Origin of the sequence: Roseovarius gaetbuli (assembly GCF_900172365.1) — a bacterium.
Lineage (GTDB): Bacteria > Pseudomonadota > Alphaproteobacteria > Rhodobacterales > Rhodobacteraceae > Roseovarius > Roseovarius gaetbuli.
In genome coordinates, this window is sequence record NZ_FWFJ01000063.1 from 1 (window position 1) to 13,691 (window position 13,691).

The 13,691-nt window shown below is 62.0% G+C and carries 13 protein-coding genes and 1 pseudogene; 1 reads left to right on the top strand and 13 read right to left on the bottom strand.

The genetic code is table 11. The features are described from left to right. Positions 1-221 precede the first annotated feature (221 nt). From folD to ybgC, 13 genes are all read right to left on the bottom strand, one after another. Positions 222-1,124: a bifunctional methylenetetrahydrofolate dehydrogenase/methenyltetrahydrofolate cyclohydrolase FolD gene (folD, locus tag ROG8370_RS18390; RefSeq protein WP_085828602.1), complete on the bottom strand. Its 903-nt coding sequence runs from the start codon at positions 1,122-1,124 to the stop codon at positions 222-224. Between the two features lie 80 nt (positions 1,125-1,204). After that, the gene (locus ROG8370_RS18395; protein ID WP_085828603.1) at positions 1,205-2,881 is read right to left on the bottom strand and encodes a formate--tetrahydrofolate ligase; all 1,677 of its coding nucleotides are present in this window, start codon (positions 2,879-2,881) and stop codon (positions 1,205-1,207) included. A gap of 158 nt (positions 2,882-3,039) precedes the next feature. Then, entirely contained in the window at positions 3,040-3,645 is a 606-nt protein-coding gene (locus tag ROG8370_RS18400) for an MOSC domain-containing protein (RefSeq protein ID WP_085828613.1), read from the bottom strand. A gap of 79 nt (positions 3,646-3,724) precedes the next feature. Beyond that, entirely contained in the window at positions 3,725-4,510 is a 786-nt protein-coding gene (locus ROG8370_RS18405) for a methyltransferase domain-containing protein (RefSeq protein WP_085828604.1), read from the bottom strand. Continuing rightward, positions 4,507-6,426, bottom strand: coding sequence for an ATP-dependent zinc metalloprotease FtsH (ftsH, locus tag ROG8370_RS18410; protein WP_085828605.1), 1,920 nt, complete (start codon positions 6,424-6,426; stop codon positions 4,507-4,509). The genes ROG8370_RS18405 and ftsH overlap by 4 nt, the downstream gene beginning before the upstream one ends. Before the next feature lie 79 nt (positions 6,427-6,505). Beyond that, positions 6,506-7,765, bottom strand: a complete 1,260-nt coding sequence (tilS, locus tag ROG8370_RS18415; protein ID WP_139838220.1) for a tRNA lysidine(34) synthetase TilS — start codon at positions 7,763-7,765, stop codon at positions 6,506-6,508. Further along, positions 7,762-8,589, bottom strand: coding sequence for a tol-pal system protein YbgF (gene ybgF / locus ROG8370_RS18420; protein ID WP_085828607.1), 828 nt, complete (start codon positions 8,587-8,589; stop codon positions 7,762-7,764). The genes tilS and ybgF overlap by 4 nt, the downstream gene beginning before the upstream one ends. Positions 8,590-8,614: 25 nt before the next feature. Then, positions 8,615-9,127 (bottom strand): peptidoglycan-associated lipoprotein Pal, encoded by a 513-nt coding sequence (gene pal, locus ROG8370_RS18425; RefSeq protein WP_073198787.1) that lies wholly within the window; start codon positions 9,125-9,127, stop codon positions 8,615-8,617. A 78-nt stretch (positions 9,128-9,205) separates the two neighbouring features. Next, complete coding sequence (tolB, locus tag ROG8370_RS18430; RefSeq protein WP_085828608.1) at positions 9,206-10,531, bottom strand: Tol-Pal system beta propeller repeat protein TolB; 1,326 nt, start codon at positions 10,529-10,531, stop codon at positions 9,206-9,208. Then, positions 10,528-11,640, bottom strand: a complete 1,113-nt coding sequence (gene tolA, locus ROG8370_RS18435; RefSeq protein WP_085828609.1) for a cell envelope integrity protein TolA — start codon at positions 11,638-11,640, stop codon at positions 10,528-10,530. Before tolA ends, tolB begins: the two co-directional genes overlap by 4 nt. An 11-nt stretch (positions 11,641-11,651) precedes the next feature. Then, positions 11,652-12,125: a protein TolR gene (gene tolR, locus ROG8370_RS18440; protein ID WP_085828610.1), complete on the bottom strand. Its 474-nt coding sequence runs from the start codon at positions 12,123-12,125 to the stop codon at positions 11,652-11,654. 3 nt (positions 12,126-12,128) lie between these two features. Beyond that, the gene (gene tolQ / locus ROG8370_RS18445; RefSeq protein WP_085828611.1) at positions 12,129-12,824 is read right to left on the bottom strand and encodes a protein TolQ; all 696 of its coding nucleotides are present in this window, start codon (positions 12,822-12,824) and stop codon (positions 12,129-12,131) included. Between the two features lie 113 nt (positions 12,825-12,937). Beyond that, positions 12,938-13,327 (bottom strand): tol-pal system-associated acyl-CoA thioesterase, encoded by a 390-nt coding sequence (ybgC, locus tag ROG8370_RS18450; RefSeq protein WP_085828612.1) that lies wholly within the window; start codon positions 13,325-13,327, stop codon positions 12,938-12,940. A 240-nt stretch (positions 13,328-13,567) separates the two neighbouring features. Between ybgC and ROG8370_RS21500 the strand changes: the two are divergent. Next, a pseudogene (locus tag ROG8370_RS21500) lies at positions 13,568-13,691 on the top strand (IS110 family RNA-guided transposase); the annotation flags it as partial.

The window sequence follows — 13,691 nt, forward strand, 5'->3', positions numbered from 1 at the left end:
ATACATAGTCAAGCAAAGCTCAGCGCCGTCGCAAGGCAGCTCAACGAACGACCCCGAAAAACGCTCAACTACGAAACACCCGCCGAGCGTTTCAATGCCTGTGTTGCATCGACCCTTTGAGACCGCCGCTCAATCCCGACCAACACGATTTTCTGACAGGCCCACAAAAAACCCCGGCAAGTGACCTTACCGGGGCTTTCTTTTACTCTGATCCGCTTTGCTCAGGCGGTCAGCCCCTCGGGCTCTTCAAGCCCGTTGGCGCGACAGCACGCCGTCACGGTATTGGCCAAAAGGCAAGCGATTGTCATCGGCCCAACGCCACCTGGAACCGGGGTGATCGCCCCGGCAACCTTGCTGGCGCTCGGGAAATCGACATCGCCCACAAGACGGGTCTTGCCCTCGCCCTTTTCAGGCGCGTCAATCCGGTTGATGCCAACATCAATCACCGTTGCGCCCGGCTTGATCCAGTCGCCCGGCACCATCTCGGGGCGGCCAACGGCCGCCACCACGATATCAGCGCGGCGCACCACATCGGCGATGTCCTTGGTGCGGCTATGGGCAATCGTCACGGTACAGCTATCGCCAAGCAAAAGCTGTGCCATCGGCTTGCCGACAATATTGCTGCGCCCGATCACGACCGCATCCATCCCCGACAGTGACCCGTGAAAATCGCGCAGCATCATCAGACAGCCAAGCGGCGTGCAAGGCACCATGGATTTCTGCCCGGTGCTCAAAAGCCCGACGTTGGAAATGTGAAACCCGTCCACATCCTTGGCCGGATCAATCGAGTTGATCACAAGGTCTTCATCAAGATGCTTGGGCAAGGGCAATTGCACCAGAATGCCATGCACCGCCGGGTCGCCATTAAGCCGCTCGACCAGCGCCAGAAGATCGGCCTCTGAGGTGTCCACATCAAGCTTGTGCTCAAAGGATTGCATGCCCACTTCGACGGTCTGCTTGCCCTTGGAACGCACATAAACCTGGCTCGCCGGGTCTTCGCCCACAAGCACGACCGCAAGGCCGGGGACGATATCGTGATCCGCCTTGAGCCGCGCCACATGGCCCGCCACCTTGTCGCGGATGGTGGCCGCAAAGGCCTTGCCGTCGATAATCTGCGCCGTCATTTTTCTTCCTTCCAGCGTGGTGGGTTGCACCCAACCTACAGTCATTCCGTAGGGTGGGTGCAACCCACGCAGTTTCCGTCTTAGAACAGACCTTCGATCTGACCACCGTCATTCAGGTGGATGTTTTCCGCCGCTGGTCTGCTGGGCAGGCCCGGCATGGTCATGATCTCACCACAGACGGCAACGATAAACCCGGCACCGGCACTCAGGCGCACTTCGCGCACCGGCACCGAATGCCCGGTCGGCGCACCGCGCACGCTTGGGTCAGTGGTAAAGGAATACTGCGTCTTGGCCATACAGATCGGCAGATGGCCATAGCCCTGCTCTTCCCATGCCTTGAGCTGATCACGGATTTTCTTGTCCGCAAGCACCGCATCCGCGCGATAGATCCGCTTGGCGATGGTTTCCATCTTCTGGAACAGCGGCATCTCGTCGGCGTAAAGCGGGGCAAAGTTGGCATTGCCGGCCTCGGCCACTTCTACCACCTTGCGCGCCAGCGGCTCCGAGCCTTCCGAGCCAAGCTCCCAGTGACGCGACAGAACCGCCTCGGCACCATGACTTGCGACATATTGCTTGACCGCTTCGACTTCGGCCTCGGTATCGGTAACAAAGTGGTTGATCGCCACGACAACCGGCACACCAAAGGATTTGATGTTCTCGATGTGGCGGCCAAGGTTCGGACAGCCCGCCTTGACGGCATCGACATTCTCGGCGCCAAGATCGGCCTTGGCCACGCCGCCGTTCATTTTCATCGCGCGCACGGTGGCGACAAGCACCACGCAATCGGGCGCAAGACCGGCCTTGCGGCACTTGATGTTCATGAACTTCTCGGCACCAAGATCGGCGCCAAAGCCCGCCTCGGTGACGACATAATCGCTAACCTTGAGGGCGGTGGTGGTTGCAATAACCGAGTTACAGCCATGCGCGATGTTGGCGAACGGGCCGCCATGCACGAAGGCCGGGTTGTTTTCCAGCGTCTGCACCAGGTTGGGCTGCATCGCATCCTTGAGAAGAACGGTCATCGCGCCCTGCGCCTTGATATCGCGGCAGAACACCGGCGTGCGGTCGCGACGATAGGCCACGATCATGTCGCCAAGGCGCTTTTCCAGATCCTTGAGGTTCAGCGACAGGCACAGGATCGCCATAACCTCGGAGGCCACGGTGATGTCGAACCCACCTTCACGCGGGAAGCCGTTGGCAACACCGCCAAGCGACACGTTGATCTGACGCAGGGCACGGTCGTTCATGTCAACCACGCGGCGCCACACAACGCGGCGCACGTCGATATCTTCTTCGTTGCCCCAGTAGATGTGGTTGTCGATCATCGCGCTCAACAGGCTGTGCGCCGAGGTGATCGCATGAAAATCGCCGGTGAAGTGAAGGTTCATATCTTCCATCGGAACAACCTGCGCATAGCCACCACCAGCGGCCCCGCCCTTCATCCCGAAGTTCGGCCCAAGGCTCGCCTCGCGGATACAAACGGTCGCTTTCTTGCCGATCCGGTTCAAACCATCGCCCAGACCCACGGTTGTGGTGGTCTTGCCCTCGCCCGCGGGCGTCGGGTTGATCGCGGTCACAAGCACCAGCTTGCCATTCTTGTTGCCCTGAACCGAGGTGATGTAATCCTGGCTCACCTTGGCCTTGTCGTGGCCATAGGGCAGAAGGTGATCGCTCGGAATGCCAAGCTTGGCGCCGATTTCCTGAATCGGCTTCTTATTGGCTTCGCGCGCAATCTCGATGTCGGATTTATAGCTCATTTTTGGTCCTCATGCTGTCCGCAGGGCGGGGGGTCTGGTTCGGCTATACCGAGTTTGACGCCCCATACAGCACGCGAATCCGACACATCCCGCCTCGCTTGCGGCGGGATGCCGCAGTCTGGTTTCCGATCAGAAACCACCGCCACTCATCGGGCCTCTCAGCCCGCCTCGCCAAACAGCGGCAAATCCCCCTGCCACGCCCGCTGATCCGGGATGTGCAGACGCAGGCCATCGCCGACCGACAGCCGCCCTTCGCGCTCGACCCAGGCGGTCACACCGCGCCGCCCCTTGGCCGCCGCCTTGAACGCCTTGCCAAAACCGGGGTGCACCCCCTCGATCACCTTGGCGGGCAAGTGACAGGGCCGGTTTTCCATATCCACCACAAGCGTCACCCCATCCGGCCCCTGCAGGCGCGAGGACGGCGGCAGATGGGTGAAGTCCGGCAAGCCCTCAACCAAGATCGACGCCCCAAGCCAGGCCGGTTCAATCCGCTCCAACCCCATTTGGGTGGCGATCAAACCCAGCTCCTCGGCGCTCACAATCGAAAACTGCCGCACATTTCGGATCACTGTATTGCGTGGATGCTGCGACAAAACCCGGCTGCAAGACGGCCGTGTCAGCCCGCCATGCTCTTCGCCCGCCACCCCGGCAAAACCGACCGCAACCTCTTGCAACGGTTCCGCCTCAAGCGTGGCCTCGCGATCGGCCACCCGGCCAAGCCAGGTGATCCTGCCCGAAAAATCCGTTGGCATCAGTGCAGGCATACCCACTCTCCCAGAACTCAGACCCCGGTGCTTCTTCTTGGCAAAAATACTCGCCCCGCAGGGTCGCTCTCAATCCGCCTCAGACGGTGAGCGTGAAAAACAGCCGCCGGAACGGGAACAAAACCGTGCCATCGGCGCGCACCGGATAGGCGGCCTGCATCACCTCTTCATAGCGGCGAATAAGATCGGCCTTCTCTTCGGAATCAAGCGCGGCCAGTACCGGGCGCGCATAGGTGCTCTCGGTATACCGGCGCACCGGATGGCTGCCGGGTTCGGCGGTCAGGCGTTGATAATAATCGGTTTCCCAGAGACGGAACTGGCCCATTGGTGCCAGCAATTCCTCGTATTTCACCGGGGCCATCACACCGGGCGTGCCCATTTTCTCAACCCGTCCGGGGAACAGCTCTTCCACAAGGCTAAGCCAGACCCGATGCGACGGCGCCTTGTTCTGATGCGGCATTTGCACCGCAAGCGTGCCGCCCTTGCCCAGCATCCGCGCCAGCCGCGGCATCAATGCCTCATGCCCGCCAACCCAATGCAGCGCCGCGTTGGAAAAGATGAGCCCCGGCGCGCGCCTTGGGTGCCAGTCGTTGAAATCCGCCTGCTGAAGCGACGCATAGCCATTTGTCGCACGTGCCTTTTCAAGCATCGCGGGCGAACCATCTACGCCGATCACATCGCGCGCACTGGCCCGCGCCTTCAGGGCCTCGGCCATGGCGCCATTGCCGCAGCCAAGGTCGATAATATCACCGGCACCCATCTGGCCAACCGCATTCAACAGATCGAGGGCGGGGCGCAAACGCTGATCCCGGAACCTTGCATAGGCTCCGGGGTTCCAATCGGATTTTCCAGAAAGACTGCTCACGTTGACGGCTCGGGCTCCAGCCCGCCATCGCCAGGTGACGATTTGGGCTTGGTCTTGGGAATGGCGGTGACCGAGGGCTTGCTGCTCTCTGCACTGCCGTCGGTGTCGTCATCATCGGCCGCAGGCGGCTCGCCGCGCAGCACGCGCTTGATTTCCTCACCGGTCAGGGTCTCGTATTCCAAAAGCCCCTGCCCCAGACGCTCCCATTCGTCCTTGCGTTCGGTCAGGATACTCTTGGCCCTCTGATAGGCCTCGTCGATCAGGCGTTTCACCTCTTCTTCGATAAGCTCTTTGGTATGTGCCGAAATCGAAAACCCGCCTGCACCGTTGCCCATATAGCCTTCATGCGCCTGCTCGTAATCGATGTTGCCGACCTTGTCGGACATGCCCCACCGCATCACCATCGCACGTGCCAGACCGCTGGCCTGCTGGATATCACCAGCCGGGCCGTTGCTTACATTATCCTCGCCGTATTTGAGGATTTCCGCGGCCTTGCCGGCCATGGTCATGGCAAGCTTTTCCTCGCATTCCGAACGATGCCAGTTCAGGCGGTCGATCTCGGGAAGGCTGACCACCATGCCAAGCGCCCCGCCACGCGGGATGATCGTGGCCTTGTAGACCGGATCACATTTCGGCAGGGCAAGCCCGACCACCGCATGACCGGCCTCGTGATAGGCGGTCTTTTCCTTTTGATCGTCGGTCAGAACCATCGAGCGGCGCTCGGCGCCCATCATGACCTTGTCCTTGGCATTCTCAAAGTCGATCATGGTGACAAACCGACGCCCGACACGGGCCGCCGTAAGCGCCGCCTCATTGACCAGGTTGGCAAGATCAGCCCCCGAGAAACCGGGCGTGCCACGCGCAATCAGGCGCAGATCGACATCCGGGCCAAGCGGCGTCTTGCGGGCGTGAACCCCGAGAATTTTCTCGCGACCTTTGATATCGGGGTTGGGCACGGTGACCTGACGGTCAAAACGGCCGGGGCGCAGCAAGGCAGGGTCAAGCACATCCTTACGGTTGGTCGCCGCGATGATGATCACGCCCTCATTAGCCTCGAACCCGTCCATTTCCACAAGCAACTGGTTAAGCGTCTGTTCACGCTCGTCATTGCCCCCGCCATAGCCCGCACCACGATGGCGGCCCACGGCGTCGATCTCGTCGATAAAGACGATACAGGGCGCGTTTTTCTTGGCCTGCTCGAACATGTCGCGCACCCGGCTTGCGCCGACGCCGACGAACATTTCCACAAAGTCAGAGCCCGAGATGGTGAAGAACGGCACACCCGCCTCGCCCGCAATAGCGCGCGCCAGCAGGGTTTTACCGGTGCCCGGCGGGCCGACAAGCAGCGCGCCTTTCGGAATCTTGCCACCAAGGCGGCTGAACTTCTGCGGGTTGCGCAGGAATTCGACAATCTCTTCAAGCTCTTCCTTGGCCTCGTCGATGCCCGCGACATCGTCAAAGGTCACCCGGCCATGCTTTTCAGTGAGCATCTTGGCCTTGGATTTACCAAAGCCCATGGCACCGCCTTTGCCGCCACCCTGCATGCGGTTCATGAAGTAAATCCACACACCGATCAGCAGAAGGAAGGGAAGCAGCGAGACAAGGAAGGTCTGGAAGCCAGACTGTTCCTGGCTCTCGGCCTTGACCGGGATACCCTCTTCGATAAGGCGCTGCGTGATCTGGGCGTCCTCGGGCTTGATCGCGGCATAATCGGTGCCATCGGTGGTGCGATAGCGCACCGTCTCGCCATCCAGGGTCACCTGGCTGACCGATCCGTCCTTGATCGCGGCCACAAACTCGGAATAGGACACGGATCTGCTTTGCAGCGTATTGCCTGAGCCACTGAACAGGTTGAACAGCGCCAGGATCAACAGGAACAACACCAGCCAGAAGGCGATATTTCTTGCGTTACCCAAGGAATCTCTCCTTAAAATTCGGTTGTCCTGCACCTATCACAGGACCCATAGCTGTTAAATAGAGATCACACCTGTATCTTCAATGAGATAATAGCGTTTTAAAAAACTCTTCCTCGCCGCGTATCGCCTTGATCGACCAGCCATTGGCCCATCCCACAAGCGGTGCGCCCAGCAATTCATCGCCCAACCAGACTCCGGGCAGGGCCAGGGCCGAGGCGCGCGGAACTCCGCCGAGCCGCCAATCGGGACAGGCGCGCAGGCCCGCTTCGCCCAATGCCGCCAGTTCGGCACCGGCCATGTCAGGGCCCTGATCGACGCGCCAGCGCCCGTCCCAGACCCCGCCCTGCGCGGGCACACGCAGCCCGGCCACGGCGTTATACTCGCGGCTCAGGCGCAGCTCGCAGTCGGTCGCGCTAAGCATACAGCCCTGCAAGGTCATCCCCTGCCCGGCATAAGCGGCGGCCAGGAACCCATCCATCGCGCGGCCGCGCGGCACGTACTCCGCGCCGCTGATCCAGCCAAGCATGGATTGCAGCAACCGGCGCGCCACCTCGGGGCGGAGCGCCGCAAAGCCTGCGCGCGCAAGCACAAGGTCGCCCGCCTCAAACCGAAGGATTTCCTTTGCCGCGTCAGATACATAGCCATAAAGCGTGGCACGCACATCGGCCATTTTCCGGGCCACATCGGCAAGACCCTCGACCGTAATCCCCAAGGGGTCAAGCGCAGTCAGCGCGGCGCGCGCCCGCACGCGGGCATAGGCCGCGTCGTCATTTGTCGGGTCCTCGACCCAAGCCAGCCCCCGTGCACGCAGAACCTCGCGCAGCGCCTCGCGCCTCAGGCCGAGCAGGGGCCGGTGGAACCACACATCGCCCTGTTGCCATCGCGCGCGCATCGCCGAAAGCCCGTCAACACCCGCGCCACGCGCCAGCCGCATCAGAAAGGTTTCGGCCTGATCGTCGGCGGTATGCCCAATGGCAATGTCACCAAGGCCGATGTCCCCGGCCCAGTCCGCCATCAGGCGATAGCGCGCGCGCCGGGCCCGATCGGGCAGGTTGCCCTGCCCGTCCCAATCGCGCCATTTCAACGTCTCGTGGGGAATGCCGCGCGCGGCGCAAATCCGCGCCACCTCTGCCGCCTCATTCGCCGCCTCAGAACGCAGGCCGTGGTCAACAGTGACCACAATCAGCTCTGGACCGCCGTTTTCGCGCCACTCATCCAGCAGCGCCAAAAGCGCCAGCGAATCGCTGCCGCCAGAAACGGCGACGCCAAGACGGCGCGGCGGGGTGGGGTGAAAATGCCCGGCAATCTGGTGCCAAAGGGCGGTCGCGCCTTGCGTCACTGACAACCGAGGTTGGTCATCTCGCCCTGCGCCGATTGCACCGCTGACGATTGCGGATAGCGCGCCGCGACCTGCCCCAAAGTGACACAAGCCTCATCCGCCTGTCCCAGACGGCCAAGCGAGCGGCCAAGCCGGTAAAGCGCCTCGGGGGCCTCGGGGCCGTTCGGATCGGCGCTGAAGGTCTCAAGATAGGCGCGCGCCGCATCGCTTTGCTGGTTCGCGCCCTCCAGAGCCTCGCCGCGCATCAGACCGGCACGCCCCGACAGCGGGCCACCGGGATAGGCCAATTGGAACGCCGCGAACTGTGCGGCGGCCTCCGAGTATTGCCCGCCCGCAAGCGCCGCCTCTGCGCGCTCGAAATCGGCCTGCTCTCCCATGGCGAGTTGCGGCGCATCAACGTTTTCGACAGGGGCGACAAAGCCGCCGCCCCCGGTTGTTGGCTTAACCCCACCGAGGGTGCTGCCGGTCTCTAACGTGCCGATATCGCAGGCCTCGTCCATCTCGCAAAGCCGGAACTCAAGGTCGCCAACGCGATTGGTGCCATCCGTGACCACCCGGTCAATCCGAAACTCAAGCTCTTCGGTCTTCTTGGTCAGGCGCTGAACCTCGCTTTCGATCGCATTGACGCGATCCACAAGCGAGCCGCCGCTGCCAAGTTGCCCGGCTGATCCGGTCGTGCTCAGCTCGCGCTTGAGCTTTTGCAGCTCGACGAACAGCACCGAAAGCTCTTGCCGGATATCGGCAATCGTCTCGCTTGATTGCGCCTGCGCCCCGACGGGGCCCAGAAGCGCGACACAGACCAGTAGTTTGACAAAATGGCGCATGCGACCCCCTTGGATTGGCTGGCGATTAGCTGCTCAGACCTGCCGCGATGACCGTGACCGCGCGGCGGTTCTGGGCATAACAGGCCTCGTTGCTGCAAATCTCGATCGGGCGCTCCTTGCCATAGCTGACCACCTTGAGACGGCTTGCGGCGACACCCTGGCTTACCAGATATTCATGCGCGGCATTGGCGCGGCGTGCCCCAAGCGCGAGGTTGTATTCGCGGGTGCCCTGCTCGTCGGCATGGCCTTCGATGATGGCGGTATATTCCGGGTTCGACATCAGCCATTGCGCCTGACCGGCGAGGGTTGCTTGCGCCTCGGCACCGATCGTCGACTGGTCGACGGCAAACAGAACGCGGTCGCCCACGGTCTGTTGAAAATAGGCCGGTGAAGTCGGATCTTGCGCCGACCCCGCCAATCCACCGGCATTGGCGCCATTGAGATCAACGGTGTTGGTATCGTCAAACCGGTCCGGGTTGGTACAGCCCGCCAGAGCGAGCCCCGCGCACAGGATAAGTGTTTTGCTCAGATAGGTCATTTTTGCCCCATTCATTATGTTCATGCCCTTGGCCTTTTTATCACAGCCCGCGCCCCAAGGAAACGCGCGCCGCACGGCTTAGTTCTGCAAGGGCGACCACGACGGATCACTTGCCCCGGTCGTAGTCTGCACCTGCTTGAGATTGCGCCCGGTGATATCCACCGAGTAGAGGCTGGCCTGCCCCTGCGCGCCTTGGGTTTCGCGGGTGAACATGATCACCCGGCCATTGGGGGCCCATGTCGGGCCCTCGTCCAGAAACGATGCCGTCAACAGGCGCTCTTCGCTGCCATCGGTGCGCATCACGCCGATATGAAAGCGGCCCTTGGATTGCTTGGTAAAGGCGATCAGATCGCCGCGCGGCGACCAGACCGGCGTGCCATAGCGCCCCTGACCAAAGCTGATCCGGCGCGCCTCGCCGCCATTGGCCGACATCACGTAAAGCTGCGGCGTGCCCGAGCGGTCACTTTCAAACACGATCTGGCTGCCATCGGGGCTAAAGCTTGGGGCGGTTTCAATCGACGGTGCATCGGTCAGCCGCGCGCTTGCGCCGCTGTTGATGTCCATCTTGAAAATATCGCTATTGCCGTTCTGCGTCAGCGAATAGACCACCATGCGCCCATCGGGGCCAAAGCGCGGCGCAAAGCTCATCGTGCCGGCCTGGGTTTCAAGCGCGCGGCGCCCGACGCTGGCCACGTCCAACACATAGATGCGCGGAAAGCCGGTTTCATAACTGGTATAAAGCACCCGGTCGCCGGTGGGCGAAAACCGCGGCGCAAGAACGATGCTTGAACTGTCGGTCAGATAGCTCACGTTGGCACCGTCATAATCCATGATCGCCAGACGCTTGGCGCGCTTGTCCTTGGGGCCGCTTTCGCCGACAAACACCACCCGGCTATCGAAATAGCCGCCCTCGCCGGTGATCCGGGTGTACACCTGATCGGCCACCTTATGGGCCATCCGCCGCCAGCCTTCCTGCGTGCCGACAAGCTGCAAACCATTGCCAAGTTCCTGCCCCGAAAAGACATCGTAAATCCGGAACCGCACCACGAGCTTGCCGACATTGTCGACACTCACCGCCCCGGTGATCAGCGCCTGCGCATTGATCACCTTCCAGTCGGCATATTGCACCGGGCTTTCAAAGCTGGTGATCCGGCTGATATGGGCCTCGCCGGGGATTTCGCGAAACAGCCCGGTCCCGCTCAGGTCCGAGGCAATGACCCGCGCGATCCGGTGGCCGAAATCCGCACCTGCGCTATTGTCGGACACGAAATCAGGCACCGCATAGGGCAGCGGCTCGATCACCCCTTCGGTGATCTCGATCCGAAGGGGGCCGTTGCTCTGCGCCACGGCAGGTAGGGCCCAAAGCGACAGGGCCATCAGGAGGGTCACTAACATACGCATCATTTGATCCTCATTTTCTCCGGATTAAATGTCATTTCTATATCACGCCAGCTGTCGTACTTCTCAACCGGAAGGTTGAATCCGCGCGCGCCGCAGCGGATGATTGCCCGGCGCGCCGCCTCAAACGCCTGTTTTGCCGCCGTGTCGCCGCCGCCCGATGCGCTCAGCATACGGATCGAACCGCTATTTGGCTTGCCATCCTCGCCCATGCTGACCGCAACCACAACCGTGGTGCGCAGGGCATCCGAACTCAGGCTGCCAACGTTCCAGCATTGCTGAACCGCGACGCGCAAGGCGTCCTTTTCGCCCGAGGTCAGCGGCGGCCCGCTTGGGCGATCACGGCTTGTCTCACCACCCCCAAGCGCCGCCGCAAGCGCATCATTCACCGCCGCCTTATCGGTTGCGGGTGTCTCGGCGGCGGGTTTGGGCGCCGACTCTTGCTGTGCCACTTCGGTGGCACGCGCAGGCCGCGCCTTGGGGCGCATCGACACCGACGGCGCCGCCTGCTCAAGCTTTTCGGCCTCGGTCACGATCTCGGTCGCGGCCTCTTCGGGCGCGGTGGCTTCGGCGGGTTTCTCGACCACCTCGGCACCCTGATCGGGGGCAACCTCGGGATTGGCCACATCGTCGATCTTCACATCCGGCTCTGGCGGGGCCACGGCCTCGGGGGCGACGCGGGGCGCGGGCCTCGGTTGCGGGCGCGGCGAGAGCTCTGGAACAAGCGCCGCCACATCCTCTTGCGGCACTTGCAAAACCGGCGGCTCGTCGGCCACGTCAGCCGGTGTCGGCGGCGTCATCTGCGACACATCCGGCGCCGTGTCGGGCGGCGGGGTATCGCTTGCCTCGGGCTGGGTCAACTCGGGCGCGGCATCGGCCTCTGAAGACAGATCAGGCGCAAGATCGCCCGGCGCGGGCGGCTCTGGCGTATCGACATTCGCCACCGCCTCAGGCGCACTCTCGCGCGCCAGAAGCGCGGCATAATCTTCGGTCGAAATGGCGGTGACCTCGGTCACCTCGAACGGCAACGGATCGGAGCGAAAAACACCCCCGATCAGGGCCCAGCCGATCAACGCCAGATGGCCCGCCCCCGATATGATCTGACCGGTATTCACCAGATGCGCCCCTAGCCGCCCTGCCCGTCAAGAGCAGGTCCGCCGGTATCTGTCACCAGACCGATATTGCCAAATCCGCCCCGGTTCAGCGCGCCCATCACCTGCATCACCTGAGCATAGGGCACCGCCCCGTCGGCGCGCAGGTAAACCCGCGTGCTGTCGCGCTCTGTTGCAATCGCGCGCAACCGCGCTACAAGATCCTCGCGCGCCACCTCGGTGGTCTGGATCATGACGACACCCTCGGCGGTGATCGTCACGCTCAGCGGCTCTTCTTCCTCACCCGGAAGCGCATTGGCCGCCGTTTTCGGCAGTTCCACCGGCACGCCCACGGTCATGAGCGGCGCCGCCACCATGAAGATAATCAGCAGCACCAGCATCACATCGACAAAGGGCGTGACGTTGATTTCCGCCATCGGCCGCGACCGGCCCCGGCCCCGCCTGCGACGACCGCTATCGCCGGATTTCTGAACGACACCCGCGCCCATGGCCTAGCTGTCCAATTGACGGCTGAGAATGGTGGCGAACTCGTCGGCAAAGGCCTCATAGCCCGCGACGATACGATCACTATCCGCGCTCAGCTTGTTATAGAAAATCACCGCAGGAATCGCCGCCAACAGGCCCAGACCGGTCGCCAAAAGCGCCTCGGCGATGCCCGGCGCGACCACGGCAAGGTTGGTGTTTTGTTGCTCGGCGATGTTGATAAAGGCATGCATGATGCCCCAGACCGTGCCGAACAACCCGATAAAGGGCGCGGTCGAGCCGACCGTCGCCAGCACCTGCAAACCGCCCTGCAAGCCTTCGGCCTCTTTCGCGATCGCCACGTCCATGCTGCGATCAATCCGCGCCGTGGCCCCGGCTATCAAGCCGCCGTCATTGCGGTGACTGCGCCGCCACTCCATCATGCCGGCCGCAAAGATGCGCTCCGACTGACCGGCAGGCTCGGCACCGATCTCGTCAAACAAGGTGTCCAGCGGATCGCCCGACCAGAACCGGCGGTCGAACACCTCGGCCTCGCGGCGGGCTTGCCGATAGGTGATGATCTTCTGCACGATGATCGACCAGGACCAGAACGAGGCCACGACCAACATCAACATCACAAGTTTCACGATTAGGGTTGCGCGTGCGAATAGCGCCCACATGGAGAAATCCATCTCCTGTGCCAATGCCAGGGTTTCTGCTTCCATCTGCCTGCTCTTTATGGGTTGGCCGATTTGTCCGGCCTTATTGCGGGGCAAACTAGCCGATTTCCGAAAGGAAAGCCAACACATCCGCGTCATCCCCGCGGGTTTCGGCCCGCTTAATGCAGGATCAGGCGGATATTTGCCGGCAGGCGCGCCGGTTGGCCCGCATCATTGAGGCAAACGACCGTCACTACCGCCTGAAAAAGCAACTCCTCACCGCGCAGCACCTTCTGCTCCATCACCAGCCGGGCGCCGGTAACGGCCGTGGTTCGGGTCTCGACCTCAAGCTGATCGTCGAATTTGGCCGACCCAAGATAATCCGCCTCGACCCGACGCACGGCAAAAATCATGCCGTCGCGCTCGCGCATCACGTTCTGATCAATCCCCATCTCACGCACCCAGGCACTGCGCGCGCGCTCGATGAACTTGAGGTAATTGGCGTGATAGACGATCCCGCCCATGTCGGTGTCTTCATAATAGACACGGATCGCAAATCGGTGGGTCATGAAAGCACTGCCTTGCTGAAATCTGCCCAAATCCTAGGCCGACAAAGCTCCCTTCGCAAGCCTCCGGCATGCCCCTGCTTCTTCTTGGCATAAATACTGAACCACTACCGGCTGGCGCCGGTAGGATCAGCGATGTGCTGTTCCAGGTACTGAAGATGGGGTGGTTGCCGCCCTCCCCTGACGGCATCGCAATGTGCCAAGATGGTGGTCTGTAGACCATCTAACGGAGAGGACGGCAAAATGAAGGATACAATGATTGGTGTAGATCTGGCGAAGAGTATTTTCCAGGTTCACGGGGCATTGCTGTCGGGGAAGGAACAATTCCGCAAAAAACTGACACGGCCCCAGTTCTGGAAATTCATGT